The sequence below is a fragment of the Albibacterium sp. genome, from assembly GCF_035514885.1.
In the GTDB taxonomy this organism is placed as follows: domain Bacteria; phylum Bacteroidota; class Bacteroidia; order Sphingobacteriales; family Sphingobacteriaceae; genus Albibacterium.
This window is the reverse complement of record NZ_DATJCH010000012.1, coordinates 126,496-141,015: the sequence shown is the minus strand read 5'-3', so window position 1 is coordinate 141,015 and position 14,520 is coordinate 126,496. Positions and strand designations below refer to the sequence as shown.

10 protein-coding genes are annotated in these 14,520 nt (G+C 37.2%); 4 read left to right on the top strand and 6 right to left on the bottom strand.

Annotation, left to right across the window (positions count from 1 at the left end):
- The gene (locus VL047_RS04425; protein ID WP_325358889.1) at positions 1 to 2,136 is read left to right on the top strand and encodes an alpha-glucuronidase family glycosyl hydrolase; all 2,136 of its coding nucleotides are present in this window, start codon (positions 1 to 3) and stop codon (positions 2,134 to 2,136) included.
- Positions 2,137 to 2,181: 45 nt separating this feature from the next.
- Positions 2,182 to 5,037 (top strand): glycosyl hydrolase 115 family protein, encoded by a 2,856-nt coding sequence (locus tag VL047_RS04420; protein ID WP_325358888.1) that lies wholly within the window; start codon positions 2,182 to 2,184, stop codon positions 5,035 to 5,037.
- An 82-nt stretch (positions 5,038 to 5,119) separates the two neighbouring features.
- Here VL047_RS04420 and VL047_RS04415 read toward each other — a convergent pair whose 3' ends face one another.
- The 4 genes from VL047_RS04415 to VL047_RS04400 all read right to left on the bottom strand — a co-directional run bounded on the left by VL047_RS04415 (position 5,120) and on the right by VL047_RS04400 (position 12,299).
- Positions 5,120 to 7,072 (bottom strand): RagB/SusD family nutrient uptake outer membrane protein, encoded by a 1,953-nt coding sequence (locus tag VL047_RS04415; RefSeq protein ID WP_325358887.1) that lies wholly within the window; start codon positions 7,070 to 7,072, stop codon positions 5,120 to 5,122.
- A 12-nt stretch (positions 7,073 to 7,084) separates the two neighbouring features.
- Positions 7,085 to 10,159, bottom strand: coding sequence for a TonB-dependent receptor (locus tag VL047_RS04410; RefSeq protein ID WP_325358886.1), 3,075 nt, complete (start codon positions 10,157 to 10,159; stop codon positions 7,085 to 7,087).
- Positions 10,160 to 10,643: 484 nt separating this feature from the next.
- A complete protein-coding gene (locus VL047_RS04405; RefSeq protein ID WP_325358885.1) occupies positions 10,644 to 11,234 on the bottom strand; it encodes a LuxR C-terminal-related transcriptional regulator in 591 nt (196 codons plus the stop codon).
- Positions 11,235 to 11,303: 69 nt separating this feature from the next.
- Positions 11,304 to 12,299: an SDR family NAD(P)-dependent oxidoreductase gene (locus VL047_RS04400; protein WP_325358884.1), complete on the bottom strand. Its 996-nt coding sequence runs from the start codon at positions 12,297 to 12,299 to the stop codon at positions 11,304 to 11,306.
- A gap of 112 nt (positions 12,300 to 12,411) precedes the next feature.
- On the opposite strand from VL047_RS04400, the gene VL047_RS04395 reads away from it, so the two are divergent.
- Positions 12,412 to 12,768 carry a helix-turn-helix domain-containing protein gene (locus tag VL047_RS04395; RefSeq protein WP_325358883.1) on the top strand — a complete coding sequence of 119 codons (357 nt, stop codon included), beginning with the start codon at positions 12,412 to 12,414 and terminating at the stop codon, positions 12,766 to 12,768.
- A gap of 111 nt (positions 12,769 to 12,879) precedes the next feature.
- On the opposite strand, the gene VL047_RS04390 is transcribed toward VL047_RS04395, so the two are convergent.
- Complete coding sequence (locus VL047_RS04390) at positions 12,880 to 13,434, bottom strand: YceI family protein (RefSeq protein ID WP_325358882.1); 555 nt, start codon at positions 13,432 to 13,434, stop codon at positions 12,880 to 12,882.
- A gap of 117 nt (positions 13,435 to 13,551) precedes the next feature.
- On the opposite strand from VL047_RS04390, the gene VL047_RS04385 reads away from it, so the two are divergent.
- Positions 13,552 to 13,893 carry a helix-turn-helix domain-containing protein gene (locus tag VL047_RS04385; protein WP_325358881.1) on the top strand — a complete coding sequence of 114 codons (342 nt, stop codon included), beginning with the start codon at positions 13,552 to 13,554 and terminating at the stop codon, positions 13,891 to 13,893.
- A 19-nt stretch (positions 13,894 to 13,912) separates the two neighbouring features.
- Here VL047_RS04385 and VL047_RS04380 read toward each other — a convergent pair whose 3' ends face one another.
- Complete coding sequence (locus VL047_RS04380; RefSeq protein ID WP_325358880.1) at positions 13,913 to 14,503, bottom strand: NAD(P)H-dependent oxidoreductase; 591 nt, start codon at positions 14,501 to 14,503, stop codon at positions 13,913 to 13,915.
- Positions 14,504 to 14,520 lie beyond the last annotated feature (17 nt).

Genomic DNA, 14,520 nt, shown 5'->3' with positions numbered 1-14,520 from the left:
ATGAAAGCGTTAAAATTAATTATCTTACTTACTCTATTGAACTTATCTGCATTTGCCGATAATGGATATCGATTATGGTTGAAATATGACCCGATAGGACAAACTAAGGTTGTAGACGATTATCGTAAAGAGATAAGTTCTATATACTCTCCTAAATCTTCTGAAACAATAAACATTGCTATAAATGAACTAAAGACCGGATTAAAAGGACTTATACAAAAGGAAATTCCACATGATCAGGCTATAAACGCCGGGTCAATCGTACTCCTTAAAGAAGAAGATCTATCTACTTACAAAGTATCGGCAGATGTACCTGACCATCAGGATGGCTATATCATTAAAAATATCCTTATTAATAAAAAGCCTGTAATTCTGATTAGTTCAAAATCCGATGTAGGAATTCTTTACGGCGTTTTTAACTTTTTAAAGACCCTGCAACTTGAGTTACCTATACAGAATCTTTCAATTACTGAAGAACCAAAAATAGAAAACAGAATCTTAAACCATTGGGATAACCTGGATCGTACAGTTGAAAGAGGTTACGCAGGATTTTCTCTATGGAACTGGCAAACTCTTCCCGGACATATAGAGCAGCGCTATATCGATTATGCAAGAGCAAACGCATCTATTGGAATCAATGGTACAGTATTAACAAATGTGAATGCCAACTCAACCATACTTACACCAGAATGGATTCAAAAAGTAAAAGCTCTGGCAGATGCTTTCCGTCCCTATGGTATCAAGGTATATTTAACAGCCCGCTTCAGCTCTCCAATGGAGCTTGGAAAACTGCCTACAGCAGATCCTTTAGACCCACAAGTAATTGATTGGTGGCAGAAAAAGGCAGCAGAGATTTATAAAGAAATACCTGATTTTGGTGGTTTCTTAGTAAAAGCAAACTCCGAAGGGCAGCCTGGTCCACAGGATTATGGCCGCAATCATGCCGATGGTGCCAATATGCTCGCAAAAGCGGTAGCACCTTTTAATGGTATAGTTATGTGGAGAGCATTTGTTTATAGCAATGAAGTTCCAGACGACAGAGCAAAACAAGCCTATAATGAATTTACCCCTCTTGATGGGAAATTCGACAAAAATGTACTTGTTCAAGTAAAAAACGGAGCTATTGATTTTCAGCCAAGAGAACCATTTCATCCACTATTTGGTGCAATGCCTAAAACTCCCTTAATGGCAGAACTTCAGCTAACCCAAGAATACTTAGGGATGTCTACTAACCTGGCCTATTTGGCAACTCTATTCGAGGAAGTCTTTAAAGCAGACACCTATGCAAAAGGAAAGGGATCAACCGTAGGGAAAATCATTGATGGATCATTGGAAAATCACTCCTTATCAGCTATCGCTGGAGTTGCAAACATTGGAAATGATATCAACTGGACTGGTCACCCATTTGCACAATCTAACTGGTATGCCTATGGCCGCCTTGCCTGGGATCATGAGCTTACTTCTGAAAAAATTGCTTCTGAATGGATCGGCATGACCTTCAGTACCGACAAAGCTTCTGCTGATTCAATTGAAAAAATGATGATGGGCTCTAGAGAAGCTATTGTAAATTATATGACTCCTTTAGGACTTCATCACTTGATGGGCTGGAACCACCATTATGGTCCGGGACCATGGATCAAGAATAAACCAAGAGCAGACTGGACATCCGTTTATTACCATCAGGCTGATGGCAAAGGAATTGGCTTTGACAGAACTGCAACAGGAAGCAACGCTGTGGCACAATACTTCCCTGAAGTAGCTCGGCAATTCGCTAATCTAGATACCTGTCCGGAAGAATACCTATTATGGTTTCACCATCTTCCATGGGATTATAAGCTTAAATCTGGTAATACCCTTTGGAATGAAATCGTAAAACATTATTATTTAGGGGCAGAGCAGGTTAAAGGAATGCAGGAAACCTGGAATGCTTTGGAAGGAAAAGTAGATCCGGAATGGCATAACTCAGTTAAACAGTTATTAGCAATCCAATATGATGAAGCTGTTTGGTGGAGAAACTCTTGCGTTTTATATTTCCAGTCTTTTTCAAAATTGCCTATACCAGAAAATCTTCCTAAACCGGCACACGATTTAGATTACTACGAGAATCTTGAATTTAAATATGTTCCGGGTATCTAAGTTTCATCTGTAAAATGAGATTCACTCATTTTCAAATAAACCAGTATGAAAAATTTACTATTTGCATGTTTATTAATTATTGGAGTCACTTTCAGCCTAAAAGCTGAAAGTGATCCTTTTATATCCGGTTCTTACTCAAAAGGCAGCTTTACAATTGCGAAGGATGGAAAAGCAAGTCCAATATTAATAAGCAATAACGATTATAAGGGGGTTCTTAGAGCCGCGTCAGACCTACAAACTGATATTGAAAAAGTAACTGGTGTAAAGCCAGTACTAAAAAACAAAAGCGATGCTGCTTATGCTATTATTATAGGCACCATTGGTCATAACGAGATCATCGATCAACTGATCCGAGATAACAAAATAAATGTAGCAGGCATAGCCGGCCGATGGGAAAGCACACTCATTGAAGTTGTTAAAAATCCATTACCTAATGTTGATAGTGCATTGGTAATTGTGGGCAGTGATAAAAGAGGAACTATTTATGGAATCTACGAAGTTTCCTATCAGATAGGCGTTTCTCCTTGGTATTATTGGGCAGATGTACCTGTAAAAAGACAAGAGAACATTTACGCTTTACCTGGCCGGCATCTTATCAACTCGCCGGCTGTAAAATACCGAGGCATCTTTTTAAACGATGAAGCGCCTGCCTTATCAGGATGGGCAGGAAAAGAATTTGGCGGATTCAATCATCAATTCTATGAGAAGGTTTTTGAACTCATACTTCGATTAAAAGGTAATTACTTATGGCCGGCAATGTGGGGTAGTGCATTTAACGATGATGATAAACTGAATCCTGTAAAAGCAGAAGAATACGGAATCGTAATAGGAACTTCTCATCACGAGCCTTTAACGCGTGCTCATGATGAGTGGAAAAGATATGGTTCCGGAGAGTGGGATTACAGTAAGAATCCTGAGAAATTGAAAGAATTCTGGGAAAGCGGTTTGAAAAGAACAATCGGTAACGAGCAGGTGATTACTATAGGTATGAGAGGTGACGGGGATGAACCTATGACACAAGGTACGGCCACTGCTCTATTAGAGAAGATTGTATCAGATCAACGTGAAATCATTGAAAAGGTAAGTGGTAAACCCGCCAGTGAAACTCCACAAGTGTGGGCATTGTATAAGGAAGTCCAAGATTATTATGAGAAAGGAATGCGCGTACCTAATGATGTGACTCTTCTTTTATGCGATGATAATTGGGGGAATCTACGAATGTTACCGAAATTAAACGAGGCACCGCGCAAAGGAGGATATGGCATCTATTATCATTTTGACTATGTTGGCGGACCAAGAAATTACAAATGGATCAACACCAACCCTATTCAAAAAATCTGGGAACAGATGAACCTGGCTTATCGTTACGATGCAAACCAATTATGGATTGTTAATGTTGGAGATCTGAAACCAATGGAATTCCCCATTGAGTTCTTCTTAGATTATGCCTGGAATCCGGATGCTTTACCTTTTGATAGATTAATGGAATATACTATTAAATGGGCCGACAAGCAATTTGGAGAGAAATATGCTCCTCAAATTGGAGATTTATTAAACAAATACACCCAATACAATGGAAGAATAAAACCGGAACTTTTAAACGAAAAGACCTATAGCCTTGTAAACTATAATGAATTCAGCAGAGTTGTAAATGATTATAACCGTTTAGTAGATCAGGCAAATTTTATTTATAATGAAATTCCAGCAGAGCAAAAGGATGCCTTTTATCAGCTGGTTCTTCATCCAATCCAAGCTTCTGCAAACTTAAATGAGCTTTACTATACGGTTGCAAAGAATCATTTATATGCAAAACAAGGAAGAAACAGCACGAATAAATTGAGTCTGAAAGTAACAGAACTCTTTAAGAAAGATTCAACCATCAGTCATTATTATAATAAGATATTAGCCAATGGAAAATGGGATCATATGATGGATCAAACCCATATCAGCTATACGTATTGGCAGCAACCGCCTGTAGATGTGGTTCCTAAAACTGAAAAAATAGAAATAGCCGAAAATGGAGAAATGGGTGTAGCAATAGAAGGCAGCGAAACTTCTTGGACAGGCACAACAGAGATCAACGAGCCCTTCCCTATTTTCTATTCCATTACCAATGAAAGCCATTACCTAGAGCTTTTTAACAAAGGTGCTCAACCAATTACATATACCATTCAAGGTGCAGATTATATTAATATCAGCCATCCAAAGGGCCAAATCGATGGAGAACAAAAGGTTCTTCTAAGTATTAACTGGGATAAAGCACCAAAAGGGGTTAAACAATCAGCCTTGACGATTGAAGGAAGTGATCACTCTGTTGTAACTTTGCCTATTCAAACCAACAACACAGATAACAATCATGCTCACATCAATATCTTTGTAGAACAAAATGGCTATGTGTCAATAGAAGGTGTGAATTACAGTAAAGCAGTTGATAGTCGTCCTATTTTCTGGAAAGCGCTAAATGGTTATGGTAAGACTTCCGGAGGAATGACCACCTTTCCTGTAACGGCAAGTCCTGAAAAACTAACAAAAGATTCTCCGCATCTGGAATATGAAATTTATTTGAATAACGCTGGAGTTTTCACTCTAAATAGTTATATCTCTCCAACGATAGACTTCACAAACAGTGACGGTCTGAAGTTCGCAGTTTCAATAGACGATGAAGAACCTGTGATTGTAAATATCAGCGAAGATTATAAGAATGATAGAGCTTGGGGAAAGTCTGTTGCCGATAATATCAAAATATTAAAGACCAAACTGAGCTTCAATAAAGCAGGAAAGCATACCATCAAATACTGGATGGTTGATGCGGCAGTTGTATTACAGAAACTAGTATTGGATACAGGCGGATTAAAATATAGCTTTCTTGGCCCGGAGGAAACCTTCGTAAGTAATCCATAGTTCAATTACTAATTAACACAAACAAGAATGGCCATTCAATAATTGAATGGCCATTCTTGTTTGTGTTAGAACTTAGGATCTATTAATTATATCCCGGATTCTGATATTTCTCTTTTTCATCCGGAGTCAATAACATCGACTCTATTTGACCTTGCGGAATAGGACGAAGGTAGTGATGTGGAAGAATAGTTCTATTAACGGTTACTGCATTATGATCTCCTTTTGCAGTTCCTGCTATTTTATAAGTAGAAGCTAAGTCATTCCATTTTTGAGTACGAACTAAATCGAACCAACGGTAGCCTTCTCCATAATATTCGCGTGAACGTTCAGCCAAAATATAATCAATGGTGATGTTTGCCGGAGTAAGCGCAGTCATTGCAGCACTGTTATCTTCAATCTTAGCAACGTTTCCATTATTATCCCATCTCCATTTACCAGCTCTCGCTCTAATAACGTTAATAAGGTCTCTAGCGCTCTTGCCTCCTTTTACTGCAGCACCTTTCACAGCAGCTTCTGCTGCAATAAAGTAAAGCTCAGAAAACTTAGCAATACTAAAAGGACGTGTACTTGCAGCATTCGGTTGTCCCAAACCTGTTCCATTATCTGTACGGTAAGGGCCAAGCTTCCAAAGTCCAGGATATACAATTCTGCTTATACCATCCGGCGACACTACGAAATCTGCTCTGCCAGGTAATACACCAGCACCAATATTACTTTTATATTTAGAATTAGAATAATCAATTGCTGCAGCAGGCTCTTCATCTAAAAAGGTTAAGATTGGCTCACCCGGACGAACTTGCATATTATTAGCATTGTATACAAACTCTTCATTGATTCCACCTTTAGGCCAATTTGCTCTGTAAACAGTTGTAAAAGTTCCATCGTATCTTGAATCAAGCGTTTTATCGGCAAAGGTGTTTTTGATTACACCAATTGTAGGAGCCATACGAGTCCAGGGACGACCTAAATGTTGATCAGCTTCACGTTGAACAGAACTTATTAAAGCAGACCAATCAGTATCTAAAGCACTTCTTATATCTGTATAGTTCCATGTCATCATCCATCCTGCGAAATTATCAGCTCCACCTCCATTAGCATAGGTAAGGCTACTTGCATTATAGAATTCGCTTGCTTCTGTATGATCAGCATATAAAAGAATCTCATTATTCCGGTCATTTGAACCAACGTTTACATCATAGTAAGTTGGCTGTAATCCAAATGGTCCAGGATTATCAATCGCCTCAGTTGCTATATCATAAGCTTGTTGAAAATACCATTGAGCATTATGTCCATCCGGATCCGTTCTATCAGTTTCAGGATAAGTAGGAATATTATTTGGATTTTCTAACCACCATGCATAGGTAAGATAAGCTTTTGCTAAATAAAGACGGGCAAGGGTTTTTGTAGCCCCACCGGTAACTCTTCCAACCATTGGTAAATCATTCACTGCTTTTATTAGGTCTGGGAATACTCCTTTAGTATAAACTTCAGGAACTGTATTACGAACAGACGTTCTTGCAGGTTTATCATTAGGCATCAGCTCTCCTGAACCTAAATCTAATGGAACCCCACCAAAGGTCTGTACTAATTGAAAGTAGTCAAATGCTCTAAAAAACCTTGCTTCTGCAACAAGAGCATCAGAAACACCTACTTCACTTGCATTCTCGATAATACCACTGGCCGTATTTATATTTGATAGGGCAGCACCCCATAAAACATCAGCCCGGCTACTTGAAGGTGTGATTTCTCCTACACCCGAAAGGTCCATATCCTTAAAGTTACCATCGGCACTTTGACCATATGTTACTTCATCTGTACCTGTAAGTGTAGCATTATAGTAGTAAGCTTGTCCATATATATAGCGTAAGTGAGCATACATAGATGTTATTCCACCCCTGATTCCTTTTTCAGTTTTGAAGAAGCCTGGTTCGTAAATGCTTCGCGGCTGCTCATCCAATAATTTGTTACAGCTTGTTGCTGTTAATGCAACAATCGCAGCCGCTCCTAATAATGTCTTTATATTAATATATTTCATGATCATCATTCTTTAAAATGTTAAATTAATACCAACTAAATAGCTACGAGTTGCCGGAGCATTTGTACCTATTGTTAGTAACCTCCTTAAGTTCTGAGAATACGCAACTGCCGCATTTTCATTACCATACGAGTTAGTTTCAGGATCCATACCAGATTCTTTCTTGTAAGGAGAGAATAAAACAAATGGATTTTGAGCAGTTAAATAAACACGAAGTCTGCTAACACCGATATCCTTTAACCAATTATTATTGTCAAAGTTATAACCCAACGATAGCGTTCTTATTTTTAAGTATGATGCATCGAAATAACCCAAAGTACTTCCGTATTTCGGATTATCACCGCTTGTAATTCCACCTGGTTTAGGATACGTAGCATCGGTATTTTCAGGAGTCCAGTAATCAACTTTCACATTATTTCTACGTCCGCTCATCATATTAAGATAACCAGATGATGAATAAAGTGTACTGATTAATGTACCACCGCTTTTAAATGAACCAATAGCTGACAAATCAAAACCTTTATACGAAACACGTGTATTTAAACCACCTTGAAACTTAGGTTCTATACTCATGATTTGTCTATCATCTGCACCTATTGCTCTGAGCGGCGTACCGTCTTCCGCATACTCACCAGTATATTTTACTTTAATCATACCTACATTTCCACCTGGTTCAAGTGTACTTAAGTAAGGATCACCTTCTTGCCAAAGACCAACTTTTTGATAATCGTACACAACATCAATAGGATGACCAACAAACCACCAGTTACCTTCATCTCTTGTAGCTCCGGATGCCAATGAAACCAGTTCATTTCTATTTGCATAAAGGTTAAAACCAGCTTCCCAAGTCCATCCATTATTATTGTCGACAATTACACCATTAAGAGAAAGCTCTAAACCTTTGTTACGAGTTTGACCAACGTTGGCAGTATAGCTGCCAACTCCTGAAGTAGAAGGTAAACTAACTCCTAAAAGAAGATCTTTCGTGTTTGTAGTATAGTATTCGATTGTACCTGACAAGCGATTATTTAATAATGCAAAATCAACACCATAGTTAAATGTTTCTGAATACTCCCATCCTAAATCAGCATTCGGCAATTCAGTTACATAATATCCTGTAGAATATTCGTCACCAAAGTTATATGGGCGAGTACTTAAACGACCAAGTGTAGCATATGGTGCAACAGACTGATTAGATGTTTGTCCATAACCAGCTCTTATTTTTAACATATTTATGAATGAAACGTCTTGCATAAATGATTCATTTCTGATATTCCAACCGGCAGAAACAGCAGGATATGTATGCCATTGATGTCCTTTTGCCAATCTTGATGAACCATCTGAACGTAATGTAGCAGATATCATATATCGGTTATCATAAGAATACATTACCCTTCCCATCCAAGACATCAAACCGCTTACACGATAGTTTTGCTCATTCGGATTAACAGTAATCTCTCCGGCAGCTTGTCCTAAATTATAGAACTGGAAAGCATCAGCAGGAATATCTTTCGCTGAGATTCTAGAATCATTAAAACGATTTTGAGAAGCAGAATATAATGCAACTACATTAAAATCATGTTTCTCAGCAAAAGTGCGGTCGTAGGTTACTAAATTCTCGATCGTCCAATCTGTAGTCATTGCATTGCTAATAGATGCCGTCGATACCGTTTCAGGGTTAGAACTATTTATTCCAGTACCTGTGTAGCTACCACCATTAGCCTGACGATAGTTTAAGCCTAAATTAGCTCTGTATTTTAAACCTTCTACACCAGGTATTTTCACTTCACCATATAATGTATTATAGGTTCCGTATGCTCTATTCTGACTTAACCATTCATCTTTTAAACTATTTACAATATCTCTTGAATAAGACCATGTCTCATCTAAAGGCATTCTAATAGTTCTTTTCCAGCTACCATCTTCATTATAAGGATTTGCGATGGGTGACATACTTAATGCACCATATAAACCTACGTTAGACCCTTGAGTGATATTGAAGTTACTGTTTGTAGTAAACCCAACACGGAAATATTCACCAATTCCCTGATCAATGCTACCACGAATAGAATAACGTTTATATCCTTGAGTAGGAATCACGCCTTGATCTTCGAAGTAACCAGCATTAAAATAGTAAGTGCCTTTTTCTGTTCCACCAGAAACACCAAAATCATGGCTAGTTGTCATTCCAGTTCTGTATAGTAAGTCTTGCCAATCGGTATTCGTATCATCCGACTCATCTAATGAATTGCTGTATTGACCTGCTGCTTTACGTAAAGCAGCAAACTCAGAACCGTTCATCATTGGAAATTTAGCAAACAAATCTTTAGTACCAACATAGCTGTTATAGTTAAATCTAGCCTTTTGACCTATCTGGCCTTTATTAGTTGTTACAATGATAACCCCATTTGCACCTCTTGAACCATAAATAGCAGTTGCCGACGCATCTTTCAAAATATCAATACTTTTAATATCATTAGCGTTAATATCTCCGATTGATCCTGCGAATGGTATTCCATCCAACACAATTAATGGATCATTACTTGCAGATAAGGAGCGAGTACCCCTTATTCTAATCTGCATAGCCGCACCAGGCTGAGATGAAGTTTGCGAAAGCTCTACTCCAGGTAAACGACCTTGTAAAGCCTGGGAAATATTAGCAGCAGGAACCTCTCGTAACGCATCTCCCTGTATAGAAGAAACGGAACCGGTAACTGCTTCTGCCCTTTGTGTTCCATAACCAACAACTACAACATCTTGCAGGCTGGTACTTTCAGATTGCAATGCAACCAGTATATCTGTTTTACCAGTAATATCAACATCCTGACTAAAATACCCGATAAAAGAAACTACCAAGGTTGTTTCAGAAGCGGGGATTGTAAGCGTAAATGTTCCATCATCTTTACTTAGCGTTCCTGTAGCACTATTTTTAAGCTGCACGCTTGCATTTGGAAGAGGCATTCCATCCTCACTTATCACCTTCCCAGTAAGCGTCCTTTGAGCAAAGAGGAAGTATGGTGTAAACACTACCAAAAACATGGCTAGCGTTATACTCTTTAAATAAGTTTTTTGTTTAGTTTTTTTCATAATTAAGAATTTAAATAGTTTTCAGCATTCGACCGGGCTGATTAAAAGTTAATCCAGAGTTTCTGTCAGGGATAAAGACTGCTAGAAATCACTCTGCATCAGAGATCATTTTGTGTTTCATAAAGGGTTAAAATTTAAGCGGTTAAAAAAACATTTACTATCGCTTCCATTATTGTATGTTCATAATAGATTAAACGATTGTAAAATTAAAGGTATCAATTAGTTTTTATTTTTGCAACCGATTGCATAAAATAAAAATATACTATGACAAAACAGACCGATATAACATCGATTCTGACCTCAAAAACGTTGTTATCGATTGCAAATAAACAAGAAGACTTCGGCATTAAACTATCCTATTATTCAATTATAGCTCAAGGAATATTCAAAGGACATTGTAGGAACAGGTCCTAACAATATCCTTTGGATGTCCCTAAAAGATTCTATGAAATTCGAGGAATGTTATTACTTTATTAGAAATGACTCAGATTAGTCCTTGCAGTATGCTATTTTTGATTAACTGAGCCGTGTTTTTGCAGTCTGATTTATTCAAGATATTCTTGCGGTGCTGTTTAACTGTAAACTCACTTATAAAAAGCTTTTCCGCTATTTCCTGACTACTTAAACCGTCGCCAATATTTCTAATGATATCTATTTCTCTTTTAGAAAATGGTTTAGGATCTTCGGTATTTCCATCGATACTTAAATTCATGTATGAGGGTTCGCCATGTAAACCGATAAGCGAAATCTTATAGTTGGAAATATTACTAATGTGGTCGATTCGGGTGTGAATATTTAGCGATTTACCATAGCCTCCACTTTCATCCAGCGTGAGCATGAGTGCCTGGTGATTAAACAAAACGTATTCTCCATTCTTTAATCTAGCCCTGTGATTGTAACTAATTTTATAGCTCATTAACTTCTTCCGACTAACTCTCTCAAGAAAAAACTTGGTTAAGAAATTTTCTGCTCTAATTACAAAATCAATATCGTCTGGATGAATAGCACCCAATATATCATTAAACGAAATATTTTCCGAATCGAAGTCATGCATTTCAAATAGGGATTCGCTCATATGAGAAATAGACATTTTCTTTGTCTTTCTGCCTCTACTACTCTACTGTTAAGAAATATAACTCATGAATTAACCAATATTAAATATAATACCGGTCAATTCTTCTGTCAATTTCCACAATTGTTTCGCAGAATTTTCACCTAATGAATAGGGTTTTACGCCACTGGCTATTGACGGATCTGTAGCTAACTCGGCTATATCAACATCTTCCAAATACACACCCCCTATTTCTTCTAATAAAGGACTTGTAGCAGCCCAAACCGTTGTAGCCGCACCTTGAGGAATGGTTTTTAACCATGCGACAACTTCAGGAACAGGATTTCCTTTGTCATCCAAGAAGCCGAATTGTTGTAATATTTCTATTGGAGCCTCTCTGGCTAATTCTGTTCCCCAAATATTCCCGGGATGAATTGAATATACTCTGATGCCGGATGCCTTGGCACGGCTGTCCAATTCAAGGGTAAACAGATTAACAGCAGTTTTGGACTGGCCATACGCTTGCAACATATCATAAGCTCGATTTTCGAAATTCGGATCATCAAAATCAAAAGCTGCAAAATGATGCCCTTGAGAAGAAACGTTTATCACTCTTGCATTATTCGCTTTTTTTAACGCTACCCACAATCTGGCAGTAAGCTGAAAGATTGAAAGGTAATTAATGGCAAGCTGCGATTCATATCCTTTTGAATTACGACGTAAGGGTACGAACATAATTCCTGCATTGTTTATAAGTAAGTGTAAGGGTCTGTTTGAACTTAAAAACTTTTCAGCAAAAGCATCGATAGAGTCAGGATTTGCCAGGTCCATCTCTTCAATTTCAACATTGGCAAGTCCTTGCAGGTTCTTCTTTGCTTTTTCAACATCTCGTGCAGGTACGATGATGGTAGCGCCAGCTTTAGAAAGGCTTTTTACAGTCTCCAATCCAATGCCTGTGTTACCACCTGTAACAATCGCGATTTTTCCGTTAAGATTTACACCTTTAATTACATCACTTGTAATGGATGTAGCGCTAAACCCTGAACCAATCGGTTTCTGTAACGCTCCTTCATAATTATTTTGTGCCATTTTGTTTATTATTTATTAATTTATGTTTGAGCTACAAAGGTATTATAGTGAAGTTTATTTTAGTAACTTTGTATATAAAAGTAACAGTAACCTTGAAGTAACAAAGTAACCTATGGAGTGCAAAAAAGAGTTTGAGCAGGATCGTAAGCAGGAAATGATGGCTATCCACGATGCGATGGATGTGCTGAGTGGGAAATGGAAAATCTATATTATTTCATCTATTTGCCATTATAATAAAAGAAGATTTTCTGATATTTTAAATGATGTAATCGGCATCTCGAACAAAATGCTGAGCAAAGAATTGAAGGAGTTGGAAATAAACAAACTGGTTAAACGAACAGTTTTAGACACACATCCGGTGACTATTCAATATGAACTAACGAAACATGGCAAGACCTTACAGACCATCATTAATAATCTGACAGATTGGGGAATAGAACATCGAAAAGAAATTATAGGGAGAGATTAAAATTTGTTTTTTTCTGTGATAGAGGTACAAATATAGAGCAACAATTGGTAGAGCAACAAATCAAACCCTTGTTCGCTCTCGGGCCGAACAAGGGCTTTTAAATTTTGTGTGTTATGCTTCAGCTGTTTCTTCAACTGATTTTGCAATTTGGATGTTCGCAATTAACTTAATGGTTTCTCCTAATCCGAGACCACCTGTATCTGTGAGCGTATTCCAAGTCATTCCAAATTCCATACGATTAATTACTCCTGTTACTTCAAAGCCGTGTTTTAGAACTCCGTATCCATTATCTTCAGAACCGCCATATTCAACATTGAGTTCAATCGGCTTTGTTACTCCTCTTAAAGTTAAATTACCAGCCATTTTGTAATCATCGCCCACTACATGTGTAAATGATGTTGATTCAAAAGTAATTTGGGGATATAAGTCTGCAGCAAAAAAATCTCCTGTCTTCAAATGTCCATCACGATCAGCTTGATTTGTATCAATACTTTTTACATCGATCGTAAAATTTATTTTCGCATCATTAAAAGTATCTCCTTGAGTAACTATTTTTCCGTCAAACTTTTTGAATGAGCCTGTTACATTAGAAATTACTAAATGTTTAATTTTAAATAACACATCGGAGTGCATTTGATCAATTGCCCATGTTGTTGAATTTGCCATTGTTTTTTTATTTAAATTTTAAAATACAATACAAAAGTAATTACATTTGGTATCTAAAGAATAGTTGTTACCTATAGGTAAGTAGTTACCTAGAAGTAAGTATTTTATTAAACATTTATGAATCAGAAGGATACAGTTTGTCAAAAAAGACTAATGGTTACGCGGGATACCATGGAAGTAATTCAAGGCAAATGGAGAATACCCATTATCATTTCTTTAACATTTGGGAATAAAAGATTTGGAGAGATACAACGAGAGATTGTTGACATATCACCCAAAATGCTATCGCAAGAGTTAAAGGCTTTAGAAATAAACAAAATTATCAGTAGAAAGCTTTACGATAGTATGCCTGTAACTGTTGAATATTCTCTAACTCCTTTGGGACAGTCAATGAATACACTACTTGATGAGATTATAAATTGGGGCGTTCATTTTCGAAAAGAAGTTGTTGGGAAATAAGACTGTCAATTACACAATCTTATTTAAATCTTGAAAATTGTTTTTCAAGATCGTTTAACCATTTTACTCTTTTCTTTTGGCTTACGACCTTTATTCTGTTGAAGCTTATCCATTTAAGATTTTTATAACCCATTGTTTTAAAGACACTCCTTAACATTGCTTTTCTGATTAAATTGCCAATAAGTAAGGAATACATTATTTTGGGTTTATTCATTGTTGTGATAATGGTTACGCTTTTCATGTTTTTTAAAAGAGGCACTAATCCAAAACCTCTTGGATGATGATCATAAACAACACCCGGAGCAAGAACCCTATCAATAAACCCTTTGGTCATTGCGGGCATCAAATCCCACCAAATTGGGAAAACAAAAATCAAGTGGTCTGCTTTCTTCAGGCGTTCATTATAATCTATTACCTGCGGGTCAATAGGTTTGTGTTCTACAAAAGCTTTTAAGTCTGCCTTTGACATTACAGGATTAAATCCGTCTTTATCAAGATGCATAAGGTCAACTTCATGATTGGCACCGTTAAGTCCTTTTGTTATTGCATTTAAAATTGCGTTTCCAAAACTTCCTTCATAAGGATGATTAAATACGATCGCTACTCTCATTTTTATATTATTTTATA

What these genes read in the sequence shown, in the direction of transcription:
- VL047_RS04405 (WP_325358885.1), bottom strand. Translation starts at nt 11,234, where the DNA reads ATGAGCGAATCCCTATTTGAAATGCATGACTTCGATTCGGAAAATATT.
- VL047_RS04390 (WP_325358882.1), bottom strand. Translation starts at nt 13,434, where the DNA reads ATGGCAAATTCAACAACATGGGCAATTGATCAAATGCACTCCGATGTG.
- VL047_RS04415 (WP_325358887.1), bottom strand. Translation starts at nt 7,072, where the DNA reads ATGAAATATATTAATATAAAGACATTATTAGGAGCGGCTGCGATTGTT.
- VL047_RS04400 (WP_325358884.1), bottom strand. Translation starts at nt 12,299, where the DNA reads ATGGCACAAAATAATTATGAAGGAGCGTTACAGAAACCGATTGGTTCA.
- VL047_RS04380 (WP_325358880.1), bottom strand. Translation starts at nt 14,503, where the DNA reads ATGAGAGTAGCGATCGTATTTAATCATCCTTATGAAGGAAGTTTTGGA.
- VL047_RS04395 (WP_325358883.1), top strand. Translation starts at nt 12,412, where the DNA reads ATGGAGTGCAAAAAAGAGTTTGAGCAGGATCGTAAGCAGGAAATGATG.
- VL047_RS04385 (WP_325358881.1), top strand. Translation starts at nt 13,552, where the DNA reads ATGAATCAGAAGGATACAGTTTGTCAAAAAAGACTAATGGTTACGCGG.
- VL047_RS04410 (WP_325358886.1), bottom strand. Translation starts at nt 10,159, where the DNA reads ATGAAAAAAACTAAACAAAAAACTTATTTAAAGAGTATAACGCTAGCC.
- VL047_RS04420 (WP_325358888.1), top strand. Translation starts at nt 2,182, where the DNA reads ATGAAAAATTTACTATTTGCATGTTTATTAATTATTGGAGTCACTTTC.
- VL047_RS04425 (WP_325358889.1), top strand. Translation starts at nt 1, where the DNA reads ATGAAAGCGTTAAAATTAATTATCTTACTTACTCTATTGAACTTATCT.